The organism is Subsaxibacter sp. CAU 1640 (genome assembly GCF_023156585.1).
GTDB lineage: Bacteria > Bacteroidota > Bacteroidia > Flavobacteriales > Flavobacteriaceae > JBPOFM01.
On the sequence record NZ_JALNMI010000002.1, the window covers coordinates 434,190 to 455,716 of the forward strand.

Below are 21,527 nucleotides of genomic sequence, written 5' to 3' on the forward strand. Positions count from 1 at the left end.
CAGAATGCATTTGAAAGAATTTAAAGAAGTAAGGTGTTTACGGTACTCCCTTGTATCGTAAATAACGATCAAATAGTTTATAAGCATAATTCCTGAAGAAATACACTGGAATTATATAAGTAACAAAATTCCCAATTACTTTCATCATATTAAAACTATATACACTCAACAAAAAATAAAATGGAATTATGAATATGATTGCCCAAACTATATTAGGTGATCTCACAATAAGAATTCGCATACTCCATCCAAAAACACTACCCAATATCAGCAAAAGCCCCATCATACCGAATGGGCCAAAGTCTATGTAGGCATCAGTCATAAATCCAATGCTATGAGATGCCTTACCGTCATCAGCCAACTCCAAAGTCGTAAACTTGTTGGTGTGATCGGAGTCATCTATAACTGGTTTATTTGGAAAAAAAATCCTTGGTTTTAAATAAAATGAAACCGATTCTTCAATAATTTCACCATTTTGATGTGGTATATATTCAGGGACGACCTTTAAGACAATTGAAAAAAACTCTATATAGCTAATTCTATCCAAAAGCGCGTCCGATGCTAGACTCATGTCTTCAAATGAAACCCCAGAAATTTCGTCAAAAAATTTGTTAATAGCGTCCGTTTTGCTCACAACAACAGTTTGAGTTTCGGTACCACCAGACAAGTATTCTCGAAAATCAATTTTTATTGCTGTCCACATAAGTCCGAAGCCAAGCAATAATACAGAAATAAATGAGAACCTTATCAAAGCTTTGGTGCCTAATTCGACTCTGATGGTCAATATTGCCAAAACTATAATTATTATAAAATCTTTAAATGCTGAAAAATAGCCAGTAAAACCCAATAATATCTCTATTCCAACTACCAAATATAATAACTGCCTTTTTTCTCCATAAATTAAAGAATAGACTAATGTTATTAAGAGCAATCCCCATTTTAATTTAACAAAAGCAACAACGATTGAATTCAGACCAGGAATAACACCTTTAAGGACAAATAATACAGAGATGCCTATTGAAAAAAGAATATAACTACGTAAGATTCTGCGAGTAGAATAGCTCTCATCCAATAAATTTATGACGTTAAAATCCTTAAACTTCTTTGCTAGCGGCCAATAAATACCTATACTAAAAAAACATAACCCAATATTGCTTAATATATTGGCTAAATAAAGAAAATCGACATATTGATAAAAACTAAATTGCTCATCTATGGGAATATTAAAGAGATTACCGTTGACTATCTTAATATTGATTTGAAACCATTGAAAAACAAGAGCTAAAAAAATTGTTATGAAAATAGGGTTACCCATCTTAAAGAATAAAAGGATAATCAAAATCATAGGAATCAGTGACAACGCCGTTGCCAAGAAATGAGGTCCAACAATTGCGGATAACACCCCCAAAAAAGTCAATATAGAAATTAATTTTTTTTGATTTAAATCCATAAGGATTTTTCGTTAAGATCTCTCATCATTCGACGTAACTTTCTATGGGAAAACAATCGTATGCGAAAAAAATTAGCTCTTCTTTTTGTCAATAAGCCATGTTCAATCACCTCTTTTACATCAATTACTGAAAAGTCTGTTGCAAATTGGCTATTTATATGTTTAATTATGCGATTATAATTTTTAGTAAAGTGCCCAAGCTCTATAATAATCATATCATTAGGGTAAGCGTCCTTAAATTTTGTTATGGAGCTATTGTAAATATACCAAGCTTTATAAGCATTATATCTTAAGAGAAATATATTAATAGGATAAATTATAAAGTGCCTAATTCTAACAATTTTTCCCATGCCTACTCCATTCATAAGTTTATGGTGGTAGCGTTTCAATAAAGAATCAGCTACTTCATCATAATGCCTAAAAACGGCTATACATTTTACACTAGGGAAAGACCTTTTCCAAGCATTCAAATAGAGTGTAGTTCGCGGTTCTTTCCAACCCCATACTGAAAGATGTTTTTTGGATTGTAGAAAGTGTTCTATTTCATTAAGAGTTTTTGGTTCAAAATTGAGGCTGCTTTTGATTTCCCCTCTCAAACCACGTGTATCTAATGACTTTGCATTTAAATCAGACTCATGGATTCTCAATAATTCCAAATCCTCAAAATGCCCTTTTATGTTATCAAATCCATTTGTCATGAGTCGGTCGCCAATTTTCAGTCCAGATTTTTGCAACAAACTAGCTGTCAAGGAAGTTCCCGATCTGTGCATTCCTGCAATAATGATGATTTTTTGAGTTTCCATTAATGCTGAATCGATTGGTCAATATTGCTTTTTTGATGCCGCTCCTTTACCGTAACTATTTCATCAAAAAATATATAATCAAAAAAGTGCCGTTCCAGTTTAGTGACTTTCAATACTTTGACTGTCAGCCATCTAATAAACAAAAATGGGATAATATCATATCTCTTCAAACCTTTTAAATACCTGGAAGCCAGTTTAAAGTTTCCATTCCGTAAAATATAGAGGAATTGATTGAAATACATCGGATAGATTTTCCATTTTAAGGCTCTCTTTGCGGGTTTTTTAAAGTCCTCATGTAAGGTTCCCAAAAAGCATTTATAGACTTCGTAATTTTCTATTAATTTAGAATAGGAGGCATTAATATTTCGGCTCAACTGTCCACTATGTCTTCTTACATTTACCAAAATAGAACCATTCATACCAACGGGTTTGTCTTTAGACAATAGACACCACATCTTAAAGTCGCCAACATATTTCATAGATGCGTCAAAATAGCCCAATCTTTCAACAGCTTCCTTCACTAAACATACATTTGCAATATTTCCGGCAATACTTCCGTAGAGAATTGAACTAATGGCATGGTCTTGAACGGAAATTGTTCTATTTTGGAAAGTATCAGGTTTTTCTAGTAAGACACCGTGCTCATTTATATGCTGCAAACGAGAAAAACTGAAATTCACATTAGGAAAATCCTTATGAAACCTCAATGTACTTTCTAGACAATTCGGTAACATCACATCATCCTGTGCCCATAAATGTACTAATGGTGCCGTTGTTTCCTTCAATAAGAAATTGAGCGTGGGAAATAGACCTTTATTGTGCTCGTTTTTATACAATTTCACTTTTGAGTCATCGAGCGTTTTTAAATAGGCATAGCTATCATCGGTAGAACAGTCATCACAAATTAAAAATTCAAAATTAAAACCACCTGTTAATTGGTTGAGTACAGATTCCACGGACAATTGCAGATAACCCATCCCGTTATAAACGGGAAGAATTACACTTATAGATGGTATGTTTGTTGTCATTGAATTTTACTTTCGATTGCTTCAACAATTTTAAGCATTGTGAAATTCTCAATATGGTTTCTCGAATTACAACGCATTGCAAGTATCTTTTTTAGATCTAGCTCTTCCACCAGTTTTTGTAGATTATTCTCATCGGAATGAGGGAAAGAGAATCCATTATAGCCTTCCACATACACATCTTCAAAACTTCCTACGTTATCAGAAAAAATAACAGGTCTGGAAGATGCCATGGCTTCATTGACGGCTAAGCCCCAAGTTTCACTTCTTGAGGGTAAACAAAAAATGTCCCCAAGTCTATATACGATGGGCATTTGTGTTTGATTCTGAAAACCTAAAAATTGAATATTGGGATCATCGATGGCAAAATTTTTTAAATCATTTTCTAAAGGGCCATTACCTACCAATAAGAGCTTGACTGGAAATGAACGCCTTTTGTTGGCATTAATAACCGATCTAATTAAAATGTTTAATTGCTTTACCGGTTCAAATTTGCCTGCATAAAGTATAACTATATCATCATCGTTGTAACCTAATGCCCTTCTCCATTCTATCGCTTTTTCTTCGTAGTTCTTTAATTGGTCATCTTTAAAACGTTCATTATCGATGGCATGCGGAGCGCGAACAAGTTGCCCATTTTTCAAATTGTGTTTCAAAAAATAAGCTTTGTTTGCTTCTCCAACATAGAATGCTTTATCAATATAAGAATACACTGCTTTGAGAATAATTCTTCGCAATTTAGTTTTCAATCCACCCGATTCATTTATCAAAGTTGAGTCTCCTCTAAACCAAACAGAGGTCCTGCCTTTAAAATATCGCATGGCCAATAAATGACTTTTAAAATTCCATCCAAAAAAAAGAATGGCATCAGGATTAAACATTTCGATTTTTGATATTAGATCAGGGCAATCAATTCCGAAAAAATGATGGGAACCTGGTCTTTTGGATACATTTTCCACAAATTCAAAATCATAACCATCCAATAGTGGAATATCCCATTTAATCTCCCTTCCAAAGGTACGGTCTTTAACAGTGTCCTTCGATTGAGACCAAGTGTAAAACACTTTCAAATCACAGTTGTTTCGTGAAGCGAGTAATCGGAACCAAGGTGCATTGTATTGAATTGGGTGTGTCGTTACAATCGCGAGTTTCTTCATTTTGGATGAGATAAAACGTTGTCAAAGAACTCACATTGAGCTTTTGTCATTTGCTCAGCTGTGTAAGGTGAAAAATTTTCCCAATTCAAATCCGGAACCAACGGAATAGAATCCAACATTCGAGACAATCTTTGACAGCAATTTTCAATAGCGTTAGGGTGGTCAAAAAGAACTAACTCATCAACATTCAATCTGTTCATTATATCAACTGCTCCACTTTCGGAATGAAATACGCACAACATTGGCTTCTTTGCCAATAAATAGGGATATAATTTTGATGGTGTATAGTTAGTATCACTAGATCCTGGTATAAAAATAATATCAGATTGCTTTAATAGTGATAACGCCTCAAAATAAGGTTGTCTGTTGGTAATTTCTGTAACGTATGAATCTATGTTTAAATCATTTGCTATGGATTCAATTGTTTTTTTTCCTTTTCCGTCTGGTGCATAACTGGTGCCGATAAACCAAAAATGACATTTTTGGTAATCAGTGTTCTGATCTAAAGCCATCTTGAATGCTCTAAGTATAATTGACACACTTTCTCGTAAATCTTGACCTCCCCTTCCTGTATATACAATATTGATACATTCCTCTTTTAATTCTATCGAGGGTTTTAAATCAATTTCCTTTAGCAAATCAAAATCTTTTATAGATGCTCCAAAGGTCAGAATTTTAGATGGGACATTTTCTATTTGTGGATAGCGTAATTTTAGAGTGTCAACATATCCTTTCGAGACGGAAATCAGTCCATCAACTTTAGGAATAGTATACTTTTCCAATATAGAGTTTAATCGATGGGCAAACCAAAATTTTGGAGGGCGTTGAGCCGGTGGCACAGTCAAATAATAATCATTGCGCCATGGATCTTGCATATCGATAATGTATGGAACTCCAAATTTCTCTTTCCAAAGGCGTCCTAAAGGTACACAAGCAAAAACGGTAGTACTGAAATAAATAAGATCAAAATTTCCAGACTTTAAAAGTTCGTTACCTTTTTTATACAGTTGATAAAATGCACGAATACCTAAATTCCCGAGTTTTACTTTGCCTTTAAAACTGGTCTCAAGGGCTGATACTTTATGAACTACAATATTTTTTGGAATGTCCTTCTCAAGCAATAGATCCCTAGGCATATCAACGTGATCAGACAAGACGGTTAAAACAGTAGGCTCATATCCGTAAGTCTCAAAAAAAGGCAAGCTTTGTCTTACACGATGGATATCTGCCGCATTAATTGGCGGAAAATGAGGTGATATAATTAAAATTTTTCTCATTCTCTTTTAATATTGAGTCGTATTTTTCTTGATAGTTTATGAGAAGGTACTTCAACTAATTTATAAAAAATCCATGCAGCAAGCACTGAAACTATAACCGCTACAAATATGACCAAAATTTTTTCAATATTGGAAGAGGCAAACCGTTTCCCCAAATTGATGACTCTACCACCTATTGGCACATGCAATAGATATAAGGAATAAGAAATATTACCAAAGAAAATCAACCACTTTAAATTTCTTACATGATCTAAAAATGCAATGCCTAAAGCGGCCCCAACACTTAAGATTGTAATGACATAGGAATGATGCATATAAATTACAATTCCGATAATGGCAACAAGCAATAAAAAATAAGCTTTACTGATATATTCCTTTTTATAGAAAGCACATACAATACCGATACTAAATATATCTGTGTGTCTCAAAAAGCGGGCTTCATCTTGGTACCAGAATGATAATAAGAAAAAAATAAAAAGTGAAATAATTGTTAAATACTTGTTGTTCCTATTCCATAGAATCAATAAAAATCCAATAACTATATAATATTGAAATTCAATTGCCAAAGTCCAATAGACAGGATTCATCCAAGTGCCATCAAAAAACTCAACCAAATAACCTAAGTGCAAAAGAACATTATGACCTGAAACTGCAAATGCTGGCCCTTGATATAGTGGTGAAAGAGTCGACAAGTAATTTAAAAGAATGATTATTGCTATCGAAGCTAAATATGCAGGCTCTATGCGCAACAATCGCTTTAAAATATAACCTCCATAATGCTTTGCTTTAAATGGTAGCCCAAGCAACATATATGGAATGACAAATCCTGAAATCACAAAGAAAACTTCTACACCTATCCATGCATAAGGCATCAAGATTTGAGAAACCGAAGCATGCGAAATAAATCCTTTTGTGAAATGAAATAGGCAAACCGCCAACGCCGCAATACCTCTAATAAGTGTTACGGATGTTAAATAATGTTTTTTATGTTCCAAAGAATATAATAGCGTATAGTTCAACCAAATGTTTCTTTTGTCAAAATTGAAACATTGACGTCAAAACAAATGGAATGAAGGTTAAATATAATCGATATAACACCTGGTAATATAAGGGAAATCATTAAACATGATGCCTAACTTAATAAAAGTGATTTGAGTAGCATATAGATACTAGTTTAATAAGACCGCTTTAATGCTTTATTCATCCCTTCTGCCAACACTCGTGCAGATTGAGTTGAAGTATATTTGTCCAATGAATTTAATTTGATGTTCCAATCAGATACATTTTGTAATGCTATTAAAATCGGTTTTAATTTTTCTGATATGTCTTTTAGTGTATCACCTTCACGATAAGTCACCAAGAAGTCGTCAGCATTGGCCTCTCGTATAACCTTGACGGCTGAACTTTTGGCGTGCAACATAGAAATCAATGGTCTTTTGCTCAATAAACATTGAAATGTCTTTGATGCTGTATAGTGTTTTTCAGTGCTACCAAATAACATAACCTTATCCGCTTTAGATAAAAAATTAAGAACATGTAAAAACGGGAAACGTTCACGATGTTCAACAACAATATCAGCCAAACCATAGTCTTCAGCATAAGAAGTTATTCTTTTTGCAGGATAAAAACCGGTCCCAATAAAAAAGAGCTTAATATTTTTATCCCATCTTCTTTCGTGCTTAAGAATGGATATAGTTTTAAAGAATGATTCTAAAAAAAGATGTGAATTTGGTAAAAAAGCGCCCGCATATATCCATGGTTTGCATAAAGGCTCGCCCTCCCAAGGTAATCGAATATCATGCAATACTATATTATGGTCGTTAGGGTCAAAACCATAAGGCATACCTGCATGCTCCGGTTCGGATTCAAAATTCCTGTCAATAACTGGTTGGTAATACGGTGTAGAAACGCCTGTAATAAGCGCTGCTTTTTTAATGGCATACGGTTCAAGTTTTCGAGCAATAAATTGACTTAAACGTGCTCTAAAATCATTTTGATTTTTAATACTCCTAACCCAAGGATCTATATAATCGATACCATATGGTATGCCTGTTTTATCATGTAATTTTCGTCCTAAAATGGCCGTGTAGAATGATGGAATTGGTATCCAAATAAAATCAATGGTTCGTTCATCAATGAGCTGCAAAGCACGTCGCTTCAAAAACGGAAAAGCTCGAAGTCCTATATCACCAATAATACGTGGTTTGGAAACCTTATAAGCTTTGGTATAGATGACTTCAATATCTTCTGAAACAGTTTTTTCCATTAAAGGATCCAATGGTTCCTCATAATATTTTGACTCTACTGTCAAAAGAATTGGTTGCCAACCAAATTGCTTCAAATAATTACCGATAAGTCTAGGGCGTTGCACTCCAGCAAGATTGGCTGGAACCCAATGCGGATAAATGATAAGAACCGTTTTCAAGATAGCAAAGTTTTTAGTTTAAGCTGTTCCTTTTCCCATGAAAAATGCCGTGCCTTTTGCCATCTCTCTATTTTAGAGTTTCCGTTCAAAAGATTTATATCCAAACATTCAATCGAATGCTGTAAAGACACATCTATAATTGATCCAGCGTTATAATCCAGTGAATTTAAAAATTGAACCTGTCCATAAGTATCACTAGCCAAAATATAGAGGCCCGATTGAGCATAAGCCAAAATTTTATTGGTTAAACAAATATTTCGGTTGTAATCAGCATTCGGATCTTCTAAAGCAAGCCCAATATCCATTCGACTTAAAAAATCATGAAGTTCAGACTGTTCCATGACGGGATGAAATAGCATGTTGGAACTCAAGGTGAACTTTTGGATATAGGCCTCATTGAGATTCCCAATAAGATGGAATTCCACATGTTTTAATCTGGAGGCCGACTCAAAAACTTGCTCTAATCCACGATGAGGGCCAATGTGTTGAGAAAACCAAACACATTTTGTCAAATCACGTATAGTTTCTTCAGGTTTTTTAAAATCCTTCTCATCAAAGGAGTTGATAACGACAACTTGTTTTGCTTGAGCTTTCGTTTTAAAATGCTGTTCACATTCCAATCGGATACCTTCAGAGGCATAGGTAATTAAGTCAGCGCTTAAAAAACTCCTTGTCATAAGGTACATCCTAATCTGTTTTTCGTATTTTTTATTAAAGTACAACGCTTCACCTGGATAGTAATCTTCGATATCTAGCTGTAAATCCAAACTTTTAATTCTTGCAAGTTTCACTGCAGGATAAAAAGCCCCCAAATTATGTGCAATCACGCGTTTAAAATGATGCTTTTTGTGAAGCATTCTGGCCTTAAACCATAATTGCAGAGCCTTATCATTATTCGCAAACGCACATATACTAAAATGTTTCAAGAACAAACGACTCAATCCTATGGAAATCTTATGGATTACTTTGCACAGAATGGTCTGAAGCAGGGCATGATGACGATCGATTCCAAAAAAATGGACTTCAGGATTGCGTACTTTAATGGATTCAGAAAGCTCAAAACTCCAATCGTTATGATTAAAATAGAGTACGTAGCAGTCATAATCCGTTTTCATTGATTCAAACTCTTTAACCAGTCTAGGATTAGTTGCTAAACTGGAGGTGGTTATAAAAAGAAGAGCTTGTTTGGAGTTCAGTTTGTTAAATTTTGAAATAGTGTTGTCAATAAAAACAAAGTATAAGTACTTTCTAGATTACTAAAAATAAGGCGCACATTTAGATTAACAGCTATATCCACAGTTTTTACCGATCCAGAATTTAGGTCAGTTTGAAATTTGTTTGCCATAGAAAGTATAACTTTTATTTTTTCCAATGCGACAAATCCTTATCAAGCATAGTCTCTAATTCCGCTATAGAATCTGCATAGATGGAAATTAGTTTAGCCCTCGATTTGGCGCTGAATTCTGCTTTCTTTTCGGTAAAGAAGAAATCCTTCAATTTTGACAAACGTGCTCGCTGATTCATCACAAATTGATTGGGCAGATAGGGTTTGACATGTTTCCAAGCCACATATACTACATTCAATTTACCTGGATACATAGTTTTATTATATACTTTCGGTGGAGCCTCAATCTGTGTTTCAGACAGGCCAAGAAACTCAAAGACTGAATTGAGAACCTTTGTAGAATCTTTGGTAAAGTCTTCAAAGAAGATGACCTTTATTTGATCTTTATTAAAATGCTTATAGTAATGTTTTAGATGTTCAGCATACATACCTTTGGTAATTAAGCTATCGCGATAACTCATTTTATGCACAGGCGAATAAGGCACATGCATGGTATTATCAATGACACCATCAAACATCCCTTTTTTATATACTATGGCACCTCTGTTGATATTGAACCAAAAGTCTGAATAAAATCTATCAGCCGGATTACGCAACATGGCTATGATTTTAACCTCAGGCGCATATGTTTTAATCTGCAAGGCCGCAAGTTCCGAATACATCATGTAAGACACTGAACCCTCTCCTGTAAGAATACCATTTTTATCTTTGAAATGCTCACAATAGTCCTCAAGTTTTTCTTCAATACCTTCCCTCCCAAAAAAATCCAACTCTTTAGGTTGAGTCATTTTGACTTTTGGATGTACTCCTAAATAATTGCAAAGCGATGTAGTACCGCATTTGGCTGCACCTATGATGATATAATCAGGAAAATTGCTCATACGTTATTTTTATGATGTCTGGCTTCAAATTAAATGTCTCAATATTATGATTTAATCTTATGAATCCAATAGGATGAGACTCTTGCAGTCCGCCATCCAAAAACCGATTTAATAGTTTCAATAATGGCGCCTCCCAAAACTGGTGAGTAATTGCTACCTCCCAATGATTCGGACGCAATCCATGCTTTTTTGGATAAATCCTTAAATTCCGGATAGGCATCGATGGCGATCCACTTATACTGCAAGGCAAAGGCAGCTTTATAAGCTTTGGTATGCTTTAGGGACTTGAGTTGATCAACTTTAGAGTCAACAGCCTTAAGTTGGCTTTCCACGTGAATGCGTCGCTTCTGATTCGCAATATTTTGACCCGAAATATGCTTTCTATAATAGTTAAGGATATTGGGAACATAAATCACTTGATTAGCATGCGACACGACACGACAAAAAAATTCACCATCCTGGTCCTTGCTCAAATTCTCATCCCAAGGTCCTGCCTTTTCAACAAGGTTTCTTGGTGTTAGCCATGCGCTGGTCTGGACCATGTTAGGAAATCCATTGGCACCATAAAGATTCAATAAAAAAGACTTTGGATCATCGGTGGTAAAGAGATAGTCAGTATCTGTAATCTTGCCATCTATTATTTTATCATAAAAATGCATGGTATTACAAACTGCAATGCCTGCTTGATGCTGACGCAAAGCCTCGACTTGAGCCTCAATTTTTTGGTGACTCAATAAGTCATCGGCATCCAGATACTGTATATAATCACCCCTAGAAAGTTCATAACCATAATTTCGTGCAGTACAGGCCCCTTTACCCTTATTCTTTCTTACAATAATATCTTTACTAAAAGTGGTCAAATACTCATGAGAACCATCAGTGGAATGATCATCAATAACGATGATTTCAAGATGCGAATAACTTTGTGCCATCACTGATTCCAACGTTTCCTTTAGAAAGGGCATGGAATTAAAGCAGGGTATGATGACAGATACTTTTGGGAGCACTATGATATAAAAAACAAAATGAACATACAGTTAGAAATAACTAAAATCCCCATTTACTGACGTCAAAACCATAATCACGCTGAAAAGCAGACATATCATCTTGGAGCGCTTGGCGTATCTGTGTTTCTTGAAGCTCTGTCAACTTAATAGGTTCAGTTTTAGAATATTTGGTAATGGAAGCTTTAGTTCTTGCCTTAAGCCCTTTTGGGAGATATTTAAACCATTTAGAAAAATGTTTGATAATAAATAGCTCCAACTTGCCTTTTGGAACAGTCACATTCGATTTTCCACGCATCGATTTCTTATAATCGGTGGAAATTCCCAAAAAAGAACAGATGCTTCTTAATACATTTTCTCGTTGGCCAATCAAATCCTCAAAATCAATAATCAAAATAGAATCTTTTGAAAAGTGTTGGGTATATTGTGACAATTGCATATGGTACTTGCTAATATCGACCATATGTTCAAGGTTGTCCATAGGTGCACTCCATTGAGGAAAATTGTTCCAATAATTCAAATTGGACACAATACGTTCAATGGGATGTCGCACCACATAAATAAATTTAGGTTCCAATCCAGCTTGCTTGATGCGTTTGGGCACGTCAGCTTCTCTGGGATATTTGGTATAGCCGGTGGATCCATCCATGGCATAAACATGAATGGCGGGATCAAAATCAAACAACTCGGAATAGGTATTGGCTTGCACTCGATGGCCTTGACGACTAAAAAACTCTGGTTCTTTTGGTTTTGAAGGGCATATCTCGGGATGGCTTTTGAGCATATCAAATAAACTCGTGGTACCAGACTTCATGGCACCGATAATCATTAAATGAGCTGTATTTGGGATTTGGTTTTTCAATAGTTGCCGAATGGTATTTTTGTTATTTAATGATTTAAACGTGTCTCAATTGACTGAACTTAAATTTTGTAATAAGTTTAAAAACCCTCATCAAATATCTCTTTCTCAATCCTTTTAAGGCCAATATCCTATCTGATTCGCTCAACGGAGAGTGATCAGAATTTATATAATTAATAGAAATCTCTCTGTATTCACCTTCAAATTTGTTTATTTCTGAACTCTGTTGCCCTTCATGTGTTCTATACCAAACAAAACCATGAGAATGAGGCATTACAAGTAGATCATAAGAACTTCCTAGTTTATGCCACATTTCAAAATCACCAACCATTTTACGCTCAATAAAACCACCCAGTTTAACGAATGTTTCCGTTTTAATTATAATTGATAATGGTGATCTCAAAAAATAACCTTGGCCATTTAAATATTGTCCTGCAAATTGTTCTTCAGGTTTAATTACATAGGGGTGAGGCTTCTTAGGATTTTGTTTAAAGCTGAACGTTCCCCAAGCCGCGCTAGGATATCGCTCCATCATTTTCACCATATACTCTAAAGTATGTTCGTATATCATATCATCCGCATCGACATACTTTAAATATTTACCTTGAGCATAAGAGGCCGCCTGGTTACGGTTAGGGTAATCCCCAAGATTCTGCTCATTGACATACACCTTAATTCTTGCATCTCTTGACGCATAATCTTTGGCAATCGCTACCGAAGTGTCTTTAGAACGATCATCCACTATTAGCAATTCCCATTGTTCATAAGTAGATGCCATAACACTTTCTATGGCTTGTGCAATGTATTTTTCTCTATTATAGACCGTCATCAAGACAGATACTAGTGGCTTTTGATTCATATAATTTCTTTGAACATTCCTAAATAATCAGTCTTAAAGAATAATGGCAGTCATTATTAAAAGTTCTGAACTATTTCTCATAATTTTATAGATGAACTGTCATTAATATTAGAACTATTAATATGAGGAAAAGGGTCTTTTGGAACTTCTTTATCTAAAAAATTGCAGAGCTTATCCCATTTATTAGATTCATTGATCAAATCAATAATTAGGAGTTTGTCAGGGTCATTTTTGAAATGCGATATGACTTCTTTATTATGTTTTTTATATCTATTTAAATACTCTTGTTTGTTGAACTTAAAAGAACCATAAATAAAATTTCGCAACAAATACTTGTTTCTCCAATAGCTACGTCTTGGTCGCAAGAATTTCATAAAATCAATAATCCAGCCTTTAGAGCTGCTACCATCAGGAGTTGTAAAAAATTTAGAAGCAGATTTGACCCAAGAATCTTCGTCACGTATGGTTAGTATAAATTTAGCATTCGGAAAACGGTCATCTAATTCCTTGAATAAAAAGGCTACCGGGACATCAGTCATAGCATCGAACTCTTGCAGAATTTCAGGATTTATTTTCAGTTCAAATAATGAATTGAAATAATATTCAGGGTAATGTATTGATTTATATCCCAAAATTTCCAGTGCTGATGTCAAACTAGTTGTGCCTGTTCGTGAAAGACCAATCCCAAAAATTTTTTCTTTCATATTATGTGGTTGCATAGTATGTCTTTTTTAATCTTTGAGTATTATCCATTCAAGAAATTGAAATTTCCGATCTTTTGTCCACCTAATTGAATATGTATGTTTCTCAACATTCGTAGCATAGAGCCATTTTATCAGAAATATTCTTATTATGTTTACCCATAGTTTAAATCATATATTTTTTGTGAATAGTCTGATACAATATGCTTCCAGCTGTAATAATCTTCTACAAACTGCCTCGATTCTTTTCTTATGGTTTCAAAGGTTAAGCTATTTGACTTTTGTAAAAACTTGATGTCAAAATCGTGATAGTTTTCAAATTCAATATAGTGCTCACCATCTGTGGCCATGATGCCTTCAATACCTTTGGGCGTACTCAAAACCAATTTACCATATGAAAACGCTTCCAAAATCTTGAGTCTGGTTCCGCTGCCTTCTAGAATGGGAACAATAACCGCATCATGTGCTTCATAATATGGTGCTACATCATCCACTTCTCCTATCAAATGGATATTTGTATAAGACTCCAAAAATCGAAAATCTTGAGGATCGGGTGATTTCCCAACAATGTTAAGTGTATAGTCCGAAGGTAACTTGCTAAAAACAGTGTCGACAAACCACTGTAGACCTTCAATATTAGGAAAATAGTTGAGTGACCCAACAAACAAGAGATGCTTATAGTTATGGGACATCGGTTGCATAGTGCGAGTGTCGGTATCTGAACCATTGGGCAAACATTCAAAGTTGACGCTGGTATTGGGGTTATGAAATTTAAATTTCTCAATATCACTTTCACTGCAAGTCCAAATTTCATCAAAATGGGTATCGATATCAAACTCGAATTGCTTGATATGGAGCATTTCGTTCTTATGCATCTGTAATTCGGATAGATCTGTTTGTGGCTGTTGCAAAAGCTGGGACAAACGCTGTTCTATGATCTCAAAATCAAAGTTATGGGCATTAAGAATTCGGGTGTCCCATCGGGTACGGTCTAATGGCACAACCGTCCTTCGTGTATCAAAAACAATCATTCGCGTATTATTATGATTGCTATTCTTGCCGAAGGTGTCAATTTGCTTTTGAAGTTGACCAAGGCTATAATTACGAACAAAATCGTTGGGTTGATTGGACACTTTGGCCACAATAGAGTAAAACTTTGCAATAACTCTGCCGATAATAGTTGTTTGGAGCTTCTTTTGAGCCTTGACACCCTTGTTTTCTATAAACTGTGCATCAATATCCTTTACGGCAGGGCTTTGATGAGTATAGGGAGAGATGACCGAAAGATCGAAATGCAATGCTAATTCCTTAATCAAAAAATAAGTTCGCTGATGGCCTCCGTTTCCGTCCTTCTGAAAATGAAAATTAGTGACAAAGAGCATGCCTCTTTTCTTCATGTCATGTAGGTTTTATAAATGGCATCAAATGTGCCGTGTACTTCTTTGGCATACTGATCCGTTTTTAATAGTAGCTGTTTTGAGATGCTTTCTTGATGCGCCTTCAAGTGCGCTATTTTACTATTAATGGCTTTATAGTTTTTAACTTCCAAAATATAATCAGCCAGTCCTAAATCTTCTACATAATTCCTGACCTTGGAGGCATAATTCAACGCAATGAACGGAATACCCATTTGCGTGGCGAAAATGACAGCATGCAAACGCATCCCTATGAGATAATCACTTTGACGCAAGATATGGATGTCAAAATCTTTGGATTGGGAAGATTCCAAATACTGTGACATCAATACATCATCCCCTTTTTTTGGATTTATATAAAGAGGGAAAGCAATCAATCGTTCCGACACAATGGTTTTCAATATATTTATAAAAGCTTCAGGATCCCAAAGCCCTAAAAATTTTGGTAGGAGTGGAAACCTTCGGGACCACCTATTAAATCGATGATAGTTTTTGGAATACTGCTTAAAAGGATTGGCGTGCCAAGGTCGTAAGGAGACTGCTACTTTGTTGGTAATAATCTTTGAATCTTTTGACTGATATGGATATAAGAACGTCAGGTCAGGTGCCAAAAACAAATGCTCCTTGGTATGGCTATTAAAAGCTTCATAACTAAACGTGTCGCGCACTAAAATAAACTTGGACTGTTTAGACAAATAGGCAATAAAATCTGCATTGTCCGTTCCAACATCATCCACACTTACACCCACCAATCCATAAGGAATGTTGATGTTTTCAAAAGACTTAATTTGACCGTTGGTGTTTCTCAAGATAAGTCCACCTCCACCTACCAACAGAAAATCACATGAGTTGATCTCATCAATACGGTTTTTCAAGTCATTCCAAGCAATAAAAACATGGATATCTTTAATCCCTAAAGAGTGTAATTTGGTTTCTAGACAATATAACAAACGGTCGTCCCCTGCATTATTTTGATGATACCAGCCTAAAATTGCTACTTTCATAAGCGCTTTGCTTGTAAACTATAAAACATCAGGCCAACGGATATTTTGAAGAGAATGAATAGCATTGAAGAAAGAACTGTGAGATGTTCAATAGCGCTATGGGTCTGTATACGATCTTTCAAATTTTAGATACTAATGGCTTTTCTGAAACCTGGGAATCTTTATTGATTTCTACAATACGAGTACAATAACGCAAGGTGCTCATACGGTGGGCAATAATAATAATTGTCAAGCTGCCATCTGAAAGTCTTTGGATGGATTCCGTGATTTCTTGTTCGGTCTTTGAGTCCAATGACGAGGTGGCTTCATCCAAGAAAATAATCTGGGAATCAAAATAGAGGGCTCTTGCAATACCTACCCGTTGGCGTTGACCTCCAGATAACTTGGTGCCATTCTCCCCAATCATCTCATGGATTCCTTTAGGTAAACCTGCAACCATCTCTGACAAATTGGCCCTGGAAATAGCTTGTTTCAATTTATCATGATCAATATCTTGTGGTTTACAGCCAAAAGCTACATTCTCGGCTATGGTACCATCAATAAGATAGACTTGTTGTTGCACATAACCTACTTTTTCATAAAAAGACTTTTTATAGCGGCTATCCAACTTTGTATCATCTATATAATAAGCGCCCTCATCTGGTGTTAAGAACCCAAGTAAAATATTCATTAAAGTGGTCTTACCTGCTCCCGATGGACCAATCAGACCTAAAACCTCTCCTTTTTTAATATTAAGATTCAAATTTTTGAATGTATAATGGCTGCTTCCAGGATATTTGAATGCCACCCGTTCCAGGCGTAGTTCATGGTTGAAATCAAGGGCTTCATTTTTAACATGGTTTTTCTCAACACCATCCTGTTTCAAGGGTTCTAAAATCTCAACAACCCAATGGGAGCGATGCAAGCCATTGATTGCAATCATCATTCTATTGATGGATGGCATAATGCGATAACCAGCAACGGCAAAAAGACCGAGTAATTTGATCAGCTCTGCTTTTGACGGCAAATAATAAATACCGAATATGATGATGATGACAATGGCTAGCATTAAGGAACTTTCTATAACTCTGGTGGGAGCAAGATTGTAAAGTGCGGTCTTAATATCAATATCAACCAACTTGTTCAAATTGCTTTTGATTTTATCTCTAAAACGGTCTTCAGCACCCATAATGACCACATCCACATATCCAAAGATGCTTTGAAACATGTTTTTACCTATAATAGGTGTTAATTTGTTGCTCAAGGCACCCAATCTAATGGACCTGATACGTACCCAGCGATAAAAGATATAGAAAGGAGGCAATACCGTTACAATCAACAATAACAAAATGTTGAAATTATAGATGGCGATGAATACTATGATAAGAGTAAGCACCAATAACTCATTTAACAGGTTTAAGGTCCCAAGCACCTGAAAATTTGAAAATTGCGTAGTTGCCGTTCGTAGATTCCTCACAACTACATTGGAATTTACAGTCTTAAAATAATTGAATCCCTTCTTGTAATAATAGCGATGTAATCGTAACGCGAATTCTTTAGACATATTAAGAGAAAACGTTGAATTAACTTTCGCAATCCATAAACCCAATAAATTTTTTGAAATGATAATAAACAATAAACCGAGTGCCAAAACAACAATCAACTGACGTTCGTCGGTCAAAGAAAAAAGATCATAAATCCATCTGGCCCAACCATACTTCTCAATAACATTGTCTTCTAGAAGAACAGAAAAAACAGGCAGTAAGGCACCCAAACCAATCAATTCCAAAACAGAATTTACAATTAAAAGACCACTCACCAACAGTAATCTCAATTTTCGATGTCTTGGAACTACATCGAGTATAAATTTTATAGTACTAATGACTGTTTTCATTATAATTTTGAATCGCTTCGCATAGTGTAAATATGATTGTCTTTATGTGATGAACCCTATATTATGGAATTCGGACAGTAACTTTTCATTAATTCCACGGCTTCGCCATCATCAGTCACATTAAAAAAACTTAACATACTGACTTGTAAACATACTGACTTGTAAAATTTTATAGAAGTCAGCGCAAAGTGTACTGCCACATAACTCCTTAAGTCGGCGAAAATACTATAATTCTTAAGATTAATTTTAACTTAAACGATATTAATTAGGTCATATTTGCAATTTAATAACATAGCCTAAATTATGCAATACGACCCAACACTGATTTCCAGAAACATATTTAATGGTGCCTTTGGCAGGTTCTAAACCAAAACCTTTTAAATCTATTTCAGCACCTTCTGACATTGAAGAGACACCTAAAACCTCCATACCATTGTTGCGTATATCCATGAGAGCCTCAATTTCTTCTGCAGAAACTGTGGCGGGTTTTCCTAACCAGAACAAGTAGCGTACAGCTCCAGGAGTTTCAAAAACGACGGCACGTTCAGCATCGTTTAGTTTAACCAATACCATAGAGGGCAATAGTGGCACTTCTACCTTTTTTTTTCGGTCACTCCATTGGCGCATCTCCACCCTCACAGGACAGCACACCTCCACGCCTCTATCTTCAAGATGTTTGGCAACCTTTTTTTCAGATTTTGGTTTGGTTATTAAAACGTACCAGGGCATATAATATCTTTCAAATCCTGATTTACATCAGAGAACAATCAATGGCAAAGTTAAAATTTTGGCTTGTAATGTCTAAATTTTCATGAGTTTGATATATTGACTAAATTATAAATCAGTAATATTATTTTTATGAATAAGTCTGGTTAACCTCATCAATACCTTAAGTTGACCTTGACTAGACCTTAACTAGACCTTAAGGAGACCTTAAGGAACCCAAATTTCAAAAAAGTCAATTCTATTTATGTATTTAATCACTTTCAGTCATGTGTGATAATTTTAAAAACCAAAATTTACCATACATCGTAAATATCTTACAGTTAGACCAATTGAAATTTAAGGTTTTGGTTTTAAGAACGTTATGTTTCAAAAAAGTTAAGAATTTGTTTCGCTTCTATCAAATGTTTCTTACTTTTACACCCTTAATGGTAATTTCCCTAAATCAATGTTGAATAAATACAATCATTTGTTATGAAAAAACTTATTGTCTTATCTCTTGCGCTGACCTTGTCCGTCTTTAGTTTTGGACAGTCCCCCATAGCTACAATCGATCGTGCCAATGGTGCAGGACCTACAACAACTTCTACGGTGGCAAATATGTCTGCCATTGGCTTAACGCGTACTGGCGTTATCCAAGTGGGTACTACAGGTTCTTTTACGTCAAGAAACTGGGAAACTGGCACTGCCCTTAATACTGCTCGATACATTCAGTGGTCTATCTCTGCTAACAGCAATTACAATATCAGATTGACAGAATTAGATATCAGATATCGTCGAAACAATAATCAGGCGCCGAAACAAATTCAAATTTTCTATAGCTTGGATGGCTTTAATCCTGCAGGTGCCAATCCAAATGGTTTTGCTATCGGTGCGGTTCAAACTTATGCCAACAATGATACAGCTCAAAAAACAATTGTATTACCAGTTAGCAACGTCAGTTCTGGAAATGGAGGCACCATCACTTTCAGAATGTATGGTTGGGATGCGGCAAATACCAATGGAGAATTGATTATTGAAGCCAATACGGCCTGGGCTGGTACACTAGGCGTTGCCAATCCTGGAGTTAGATTGATTGGTAATGTTTATCGAGAGTTAACATATTCTGGTGGCACATGGACTCCTATTGCCCCTAGTTCTACGACCGGAGGGGATAACGCTGTTGTTGTGAACGGGACTTACACCCCAGCCTCCAACATAGCTCTCAATTTTCTGACCGTTAGACCAGCAGGAAGCCTAAACATACCAAGTGGTGTTACGGCAACTACGAATTCTACAACTTTGGAGTCAAACTCCACGCTATACTCCAGCCTAATATTAAATGGCACCTTAACGGGTACGGTAAGTTATAATCGTCATATTAATGGACAACCAGGGGTGGGTGTTGGTTCAGGAGCAAACGATTTAATTTCTGCTCCGTTATCAGGTCAAACCTTTAGTGCTTTTGCAGCAGCTAATCCAAACTTGAGATCCAATCCATCTGTTCCAACCCAAAAACTATTTGGTCCGTTCAGTAAAACTACTGGGAATTATTTGCTTTGGGATACCACTACTAATGGTAGTCAAACCCTAACGGCAGGTGTTGGTTATAGAACTGCATCTACCAATAATGGTGGGTTTGTTTTTACTGGAACGCCAAACAATGGGATAATTACCAATAACATCGCGAACTCGGGGCCACAGTTTGCAGCTTATAACCTTATTGGAAACCCATACCCATCTTATCTCAATGTCCGAGAGTTTCTGGAATATGATGTAGATGCAGGTGCCCCAGTGGTTCGCAATATCGATTTGATGGATGCTTATGGTGCCATCTATGGTTATGATGGTGATGCCTCTGGCACTGGTGGTGACGGCTGGGTAGTCTATAATCTTACTACACCTACAACAGTGAACATGGCTCCGGGGCAAGGGTTTTTTGTTACGGCAGATGCTGCAGATGTTGCCGCGTATGACATGACCTTTACACCTTCCATGAGACGCATTGGAAACACTGACGATTTCATCCCTGGCCGATTGGCAGACGACAACACAGCACATATAAAATTGCAGGCCTCCATTGGAAGCTCAATTTACTCTACTGATATCTGTTTTAATGAGGCCTCCACTTCTGGGCTTGATTTTGGATACGACGCTGCGGTTTTCGGATCGAACGCGGCAAGCAAATCTATCTACTCCCATTTGGTTGAAAATAATAATGGTGCTGATTTGGCGATACAATCACTTGCGTATGCTTCACTTGGCTCTGAGATCAGTATTCCTCTCGGAATCAATGTTTCTCAAGGGCAACAAGTCACGGTAAGCATTTCAGAACTTGATGTGCCATCAACTATTGAAGTTTATTTAGAGGATAGCGTATCAGGTGTTTATACTTTGTTGAATAATAGTAGTTACACCTTTACACCAAGTACTAATCTTAACGATACAGGTCGCTTCTTTTTAAGATTTGCCGATGCTACTCTGTCAGCTCCTGATTCACAGTTTACATCCTTACAGATTTATGCAACATCTTCTTCTAGAATATTGTTTGTCAAAGGTTTGTTGCAAGGAGACACAACTATAAGTGTTTATGATCTTCAGGGAAGATTGGTCACGTCTGCCAACCTGAATAAGGGAACTACTTCCAACATTATTGACGTTGCTAGTTTAAATAGTGGTGTTTATGTTGTAAAACTTGATAACAGCTCACAGCAAAAAACACAGAAGATCATTTTGAAATAATCGTA

The 21,527-nt window shown here is 35.9% G+C and carries 18 protein-coding genes; 1 reads left to right on the forward strand and 17 read right to left on the reverse strand.

All coding sequences use genetic code 11. From position 1 onward, the window contains the following. Positions 1-37: 37 nt before the first annotated feature. The 17 genes from M0G43_RS06540 to M0G43_RS06620 form a co-directional block, all read right to left on the reverse strand. The gene (locus tag M0G43_RS06540; RefSeq protein ID WP_248024554.1) at positions 38-1,450 is read right to left on the reverse strand and encodes a hypothetical protein; all 1,413 of its coding nucleotides are present in this window, start codon (positions 1,448-1,450) and stop codon (positions 38-40) included. Then, positions 1,441-2,253 (reverse strand): hypothetical protein, encoded by an 813-nt coding sequence (locus M0G43_RS06545; RefSeq protein WP_248024555.1) that lies wholly within the window; start codon positions 2,251-2,253, stop codon positions 1,441-1,443. The genes M0G43_RS06540 and M0G43_RS06545 overlap by 10 nt, the downstream gene beginning before the upstream one ends. Continuing rightward, positions 2,253-3,281, reverse strand: a complete 1,029-nt coding sequence (locus tag M0G43_RS06550; protein WP_248024556.1) for a glycosyltransferase family 2 protein — start codon at positions 3,279-3,281, stop codon at positions 2,253-2,255. The genes M0G43_RS06545 and M0G43_RS06550 overlap by 1 nt, the downstream gene beginning before the upstream one ends. Further along, positions 3,278-4,435 carry a glycosyltransferase family 4 protein gene (locus M0G43_RS06555; RefSeq protein ID WP_248024557.1) on the reverse strand — a complete coding sequence of 386 codons (1,158 nt, stop codon included), beginning with the start codon at positions 4,433-4,435 and terminating at the stop codon, positions 3,278-3,280. The genes M0G43_RS06550 and M0G43_RS06555 overlap by 4 nt, the downstream gene beginning before the upstream one ends. Continuing rightward, a complete protein-coding gene (locus M0G43_RS06560) occupies positions 4,432-5,712 on the reverse strand; it encodes a hypothetical protein (RefSeq protein ID WP_248024558.1) in 1,281 nt (426 codons plus the stop codon). The genes M0G43_RS06555 and M0G43_RS06560 overlap by 4 nt, the downstream gene beginning before the upstream one ends. Then, positions 5,709-6,731, reverse strand: coding sequence for an acyltransferase family protein (locus tag M0G43_RS06565; RefSeq protein ID WP_248024559.1), 1,023 nt, complete (start codon positions 6,729-6,731; stop codon positions 5,709-5,711). Before M0G43_RS06565 ends, M0G43_RS06560 begins: the two co-directional genes overlap by 4 nt. 155 nt (positions 6,732-6,886) lie before the next feature. After that, entirely contained in the window at positions 6,887-8,137 is a 1,251-nt protein-coding gene (locus tag M0G43_RS06570) for a hypothetical protein (protein ID WP_248024560.1), read from the reverse strand. Continuing rightward, on the reverse strand, positions 8,134-9,252 hold the full coding sequence (locus M0G43_RS06575) for a hypothetical protein (RefSeq protein ID WP_248024561.1): 1,119 nt from the start codon (positions 9,250-9,252) through the stop codon (positions 8,134-8,136). Before M0G43_RS06575 ends, M0G43_RS06570 begins: the two co-directional genes overlap by 4 nt. Positions 9,253-9,496: 244 nt before the next feature. Beyond that, entirely contained in the window at positions 9,497-10,363 is an 867-nt protein-coding gene (locus M0G43_RS06580; RefSeq protein WP_248024562.1) for a sulfotransferase domain-containing protein, read from the reverse strand. Positions 10,364-10,407: 44 nt separating this feature from the next. Beyond that, positions 10,408-11,370, reverse strand: coding sequence for a glycosyltransferase family 2 protein (locus M0G43_RS06585; RefSeq protein ID WP_317231435.1), 963 nt, complete (start codon positions 11,368-11,370; stop codon positions 10,408-10,410). Positions 11,371-11,410: 40 nt separating this feature from the next. Further along, positions 11,411-12,229 (reverse strand): sulfotransferase family protein, encoded by an 819-nt coding sequence (locus tag M0G43_RS06590; protein ID WP_248024564.1) that lies wholly within the window; start codon positions 12,227-12,229, stop codon positions 11,411-11,413. A 34-nt stretch (positions 12,230-12,263) separates the two neighbouring features. Beyond that, positions 12,264-13,085 carry a glycosyltransferase family 2 protein gene (locus M0G43_RS06595; protein ID WP_248024565.1) on the reverse strand — a complete coding sequence of 274 codons (822 nt, stop codon included), beginning with the start codon at positions 13,083-13,085 and terminating at the stop codon, positions 12,264-12,266. Positions 13,086-13,162: 77 nt separating this feature from the next. Further along, entirely contained in the window at positions 13,163-13,789 is a 627-nt protein-coding gene (locus M0G43_RS06600) for a sulfotransferase family protein (RefSeq protein WP_248024566.1), read from the reverse strand. Positions 13,790-13,941: 152 nt separating this feature from the next. Further along, positions 13,942-15,183 carry a glycosyltransferase gene (locus tag M0G43_RS06605; RefSeq protein ID WP_248024568.1) on the reverse strand — a complete coding sequence of 414 codons (1,242 nt, stop codon included), beginning with the start codon at positions 15,181-15,183 and terminating at the stop codon, positions 13,942-13,944. Further along, positions 15,180-16,205: a polysaccharide pyruvyl transferase family protein gene (locus M0G43_RS06610; RefSeq protein ID WP_248024570.1), complete on the reverse strand. Its 1,026-nt coding sequence runs from the start codon at positions 16,203-16,205 to the stop codon at positions 15,180-15,182. The genes M0G43_RS06605 and M0G43_RS06610 overlap by 4 nt, the downstream gene beginning before the upstream one ends. A 118-nt stretch (positions 16,206-16,323) precedes the next feature. Further along, entirely contained in the window at positions 16,324-18,078 is a 1,755-nt protein-coding gene (locus M0G43_RS06615; RefSeq protein ID WP_248024572.1) for an ATP-binding cassette domain-containing protein, read from the reverse strand. 270 nt (positions 18,079-18,348) lie between these two features. Continuing rightward, on the reverse strand, positions 18,349-18,807 hold the full coding sequence (locus M0G43_RS06620) for a UpxY family transcription antiterminator (protein WP_248024574.1): 459 nt from the start codon (positions 18,805-18,807) through the stop codon (positions 18,349-18,351). A gap of 468 nt (positions 18,808-19,275) precedes the next feature. On the opposite strand from M0G43_RS06620, the gene M0G43_RS06625 reads away from it, so the two are divergent. After that, complete coding sequence (locus M0G43_RS06625; RefSeq protein WP_248024575.1) at positions 19,276-21,522, forward strand: T9SS type A sorting domain-containing protein; 2,247 nt, start codon at positions 19,276-19,278, stop codon at positions 21,520-21,522. Positions 21,523-21,527: the final 5 nt, after the last annotated feature.

Coding starts and splice junctions, on each gene's coding strand:
- M0G43_RS06615 (WP_248024572.1), bottom strand. CDS start 18,078: ATGAAAACAGTCATTAGTACTATAAAATTTATACTCGATGTAGTTCCA.
- M0G43_RS06540 (WP_248024554.1), bottom strand. CDS start 1,450: ATGGATTTAAATCAAAAAAAATTAATTTCTATATTGACTTTTTTGGGG.
- M0G43_RS06600 (WP_248024566.1), bottom strand. CDS start 13,789: ATGAAAGAAAAAATTTTTGGGATTGGTCTTTCACGAACAGGCACAACT.
- M0G43_RS06625 (WP_248024575.1), top strand. CDS start 19,276: ATGAAAAAACTTATTGTCTTATCTCTTGCGCTGACCTTGTCCGTCTTT.
- M0G43_RS06560 (WP_248024558.1), bottom strand. CDS start 5,712: ATGAGAAAAATTTTAATTATATCACCTCATTTTCCGCCAATTAATGCG.
- M0G43_RS06575 (WP_248024561.1), bottom strand. CDS start 9,252: ATGAAAACGGATTATGACTGCTACGTACTCTATTTTAATCATAACGAT.
- M0G43_RS06620 (WP_248024574.1), bottom strand. CDS start 18,807: ATGCCCTGGTACGTTTTAATAACCAAACCAAAATCTGAAAAAAAGGTT.
- M0G43_RS06545 (WP_248024555.1), bottom strand. CDS start 2,253: ATGGAAACTCAAAAAATCATCATTATTGCAGGAATGCACAGATCGGGA.
- M0G43_RS06550 (WP_248024556.1), bottom strand. CDS start 3,281: ATGACAACAAACATACCATCTATAAGTGTAATTCTTCCCGTTTATAAC.
- M0G43_RS06605 (WP_248024568.1), bottom strand. CDS start 15,183: ATGAAGAAAAGAGGCATGCTCTTTGTCACTAATTTTCATTTTCAGAAG.
- M0G43_RS06610 (WP_248024570.1), bottom strand. CDS start 16,205: ATGAAAGTAGCAATTTTAGGCTGGTATCATCAAAATAATGCAGGGGAC.
- M0G43_RS06580 (WP_248024562.1), bottom strand. CDS start 10,363: ATGAGCAATTTTCCTGATTATATCATCATAGGTGCAGCCAAATGCGGT.
- M0G43_RS06595 (WP_248024565.1), bottom strand. CDS start 13,085: ATGAATCAAAAGCCACTAGTATCTGTCTTGATGACGGTCTATAATAGA.
- M0G43_RS06555 (WP_248024557.1), bottom strand. CDS start 4,435: ATGAAGAAACTCGCGATTGTAACGACACACCCAATTCAATACAATGCA.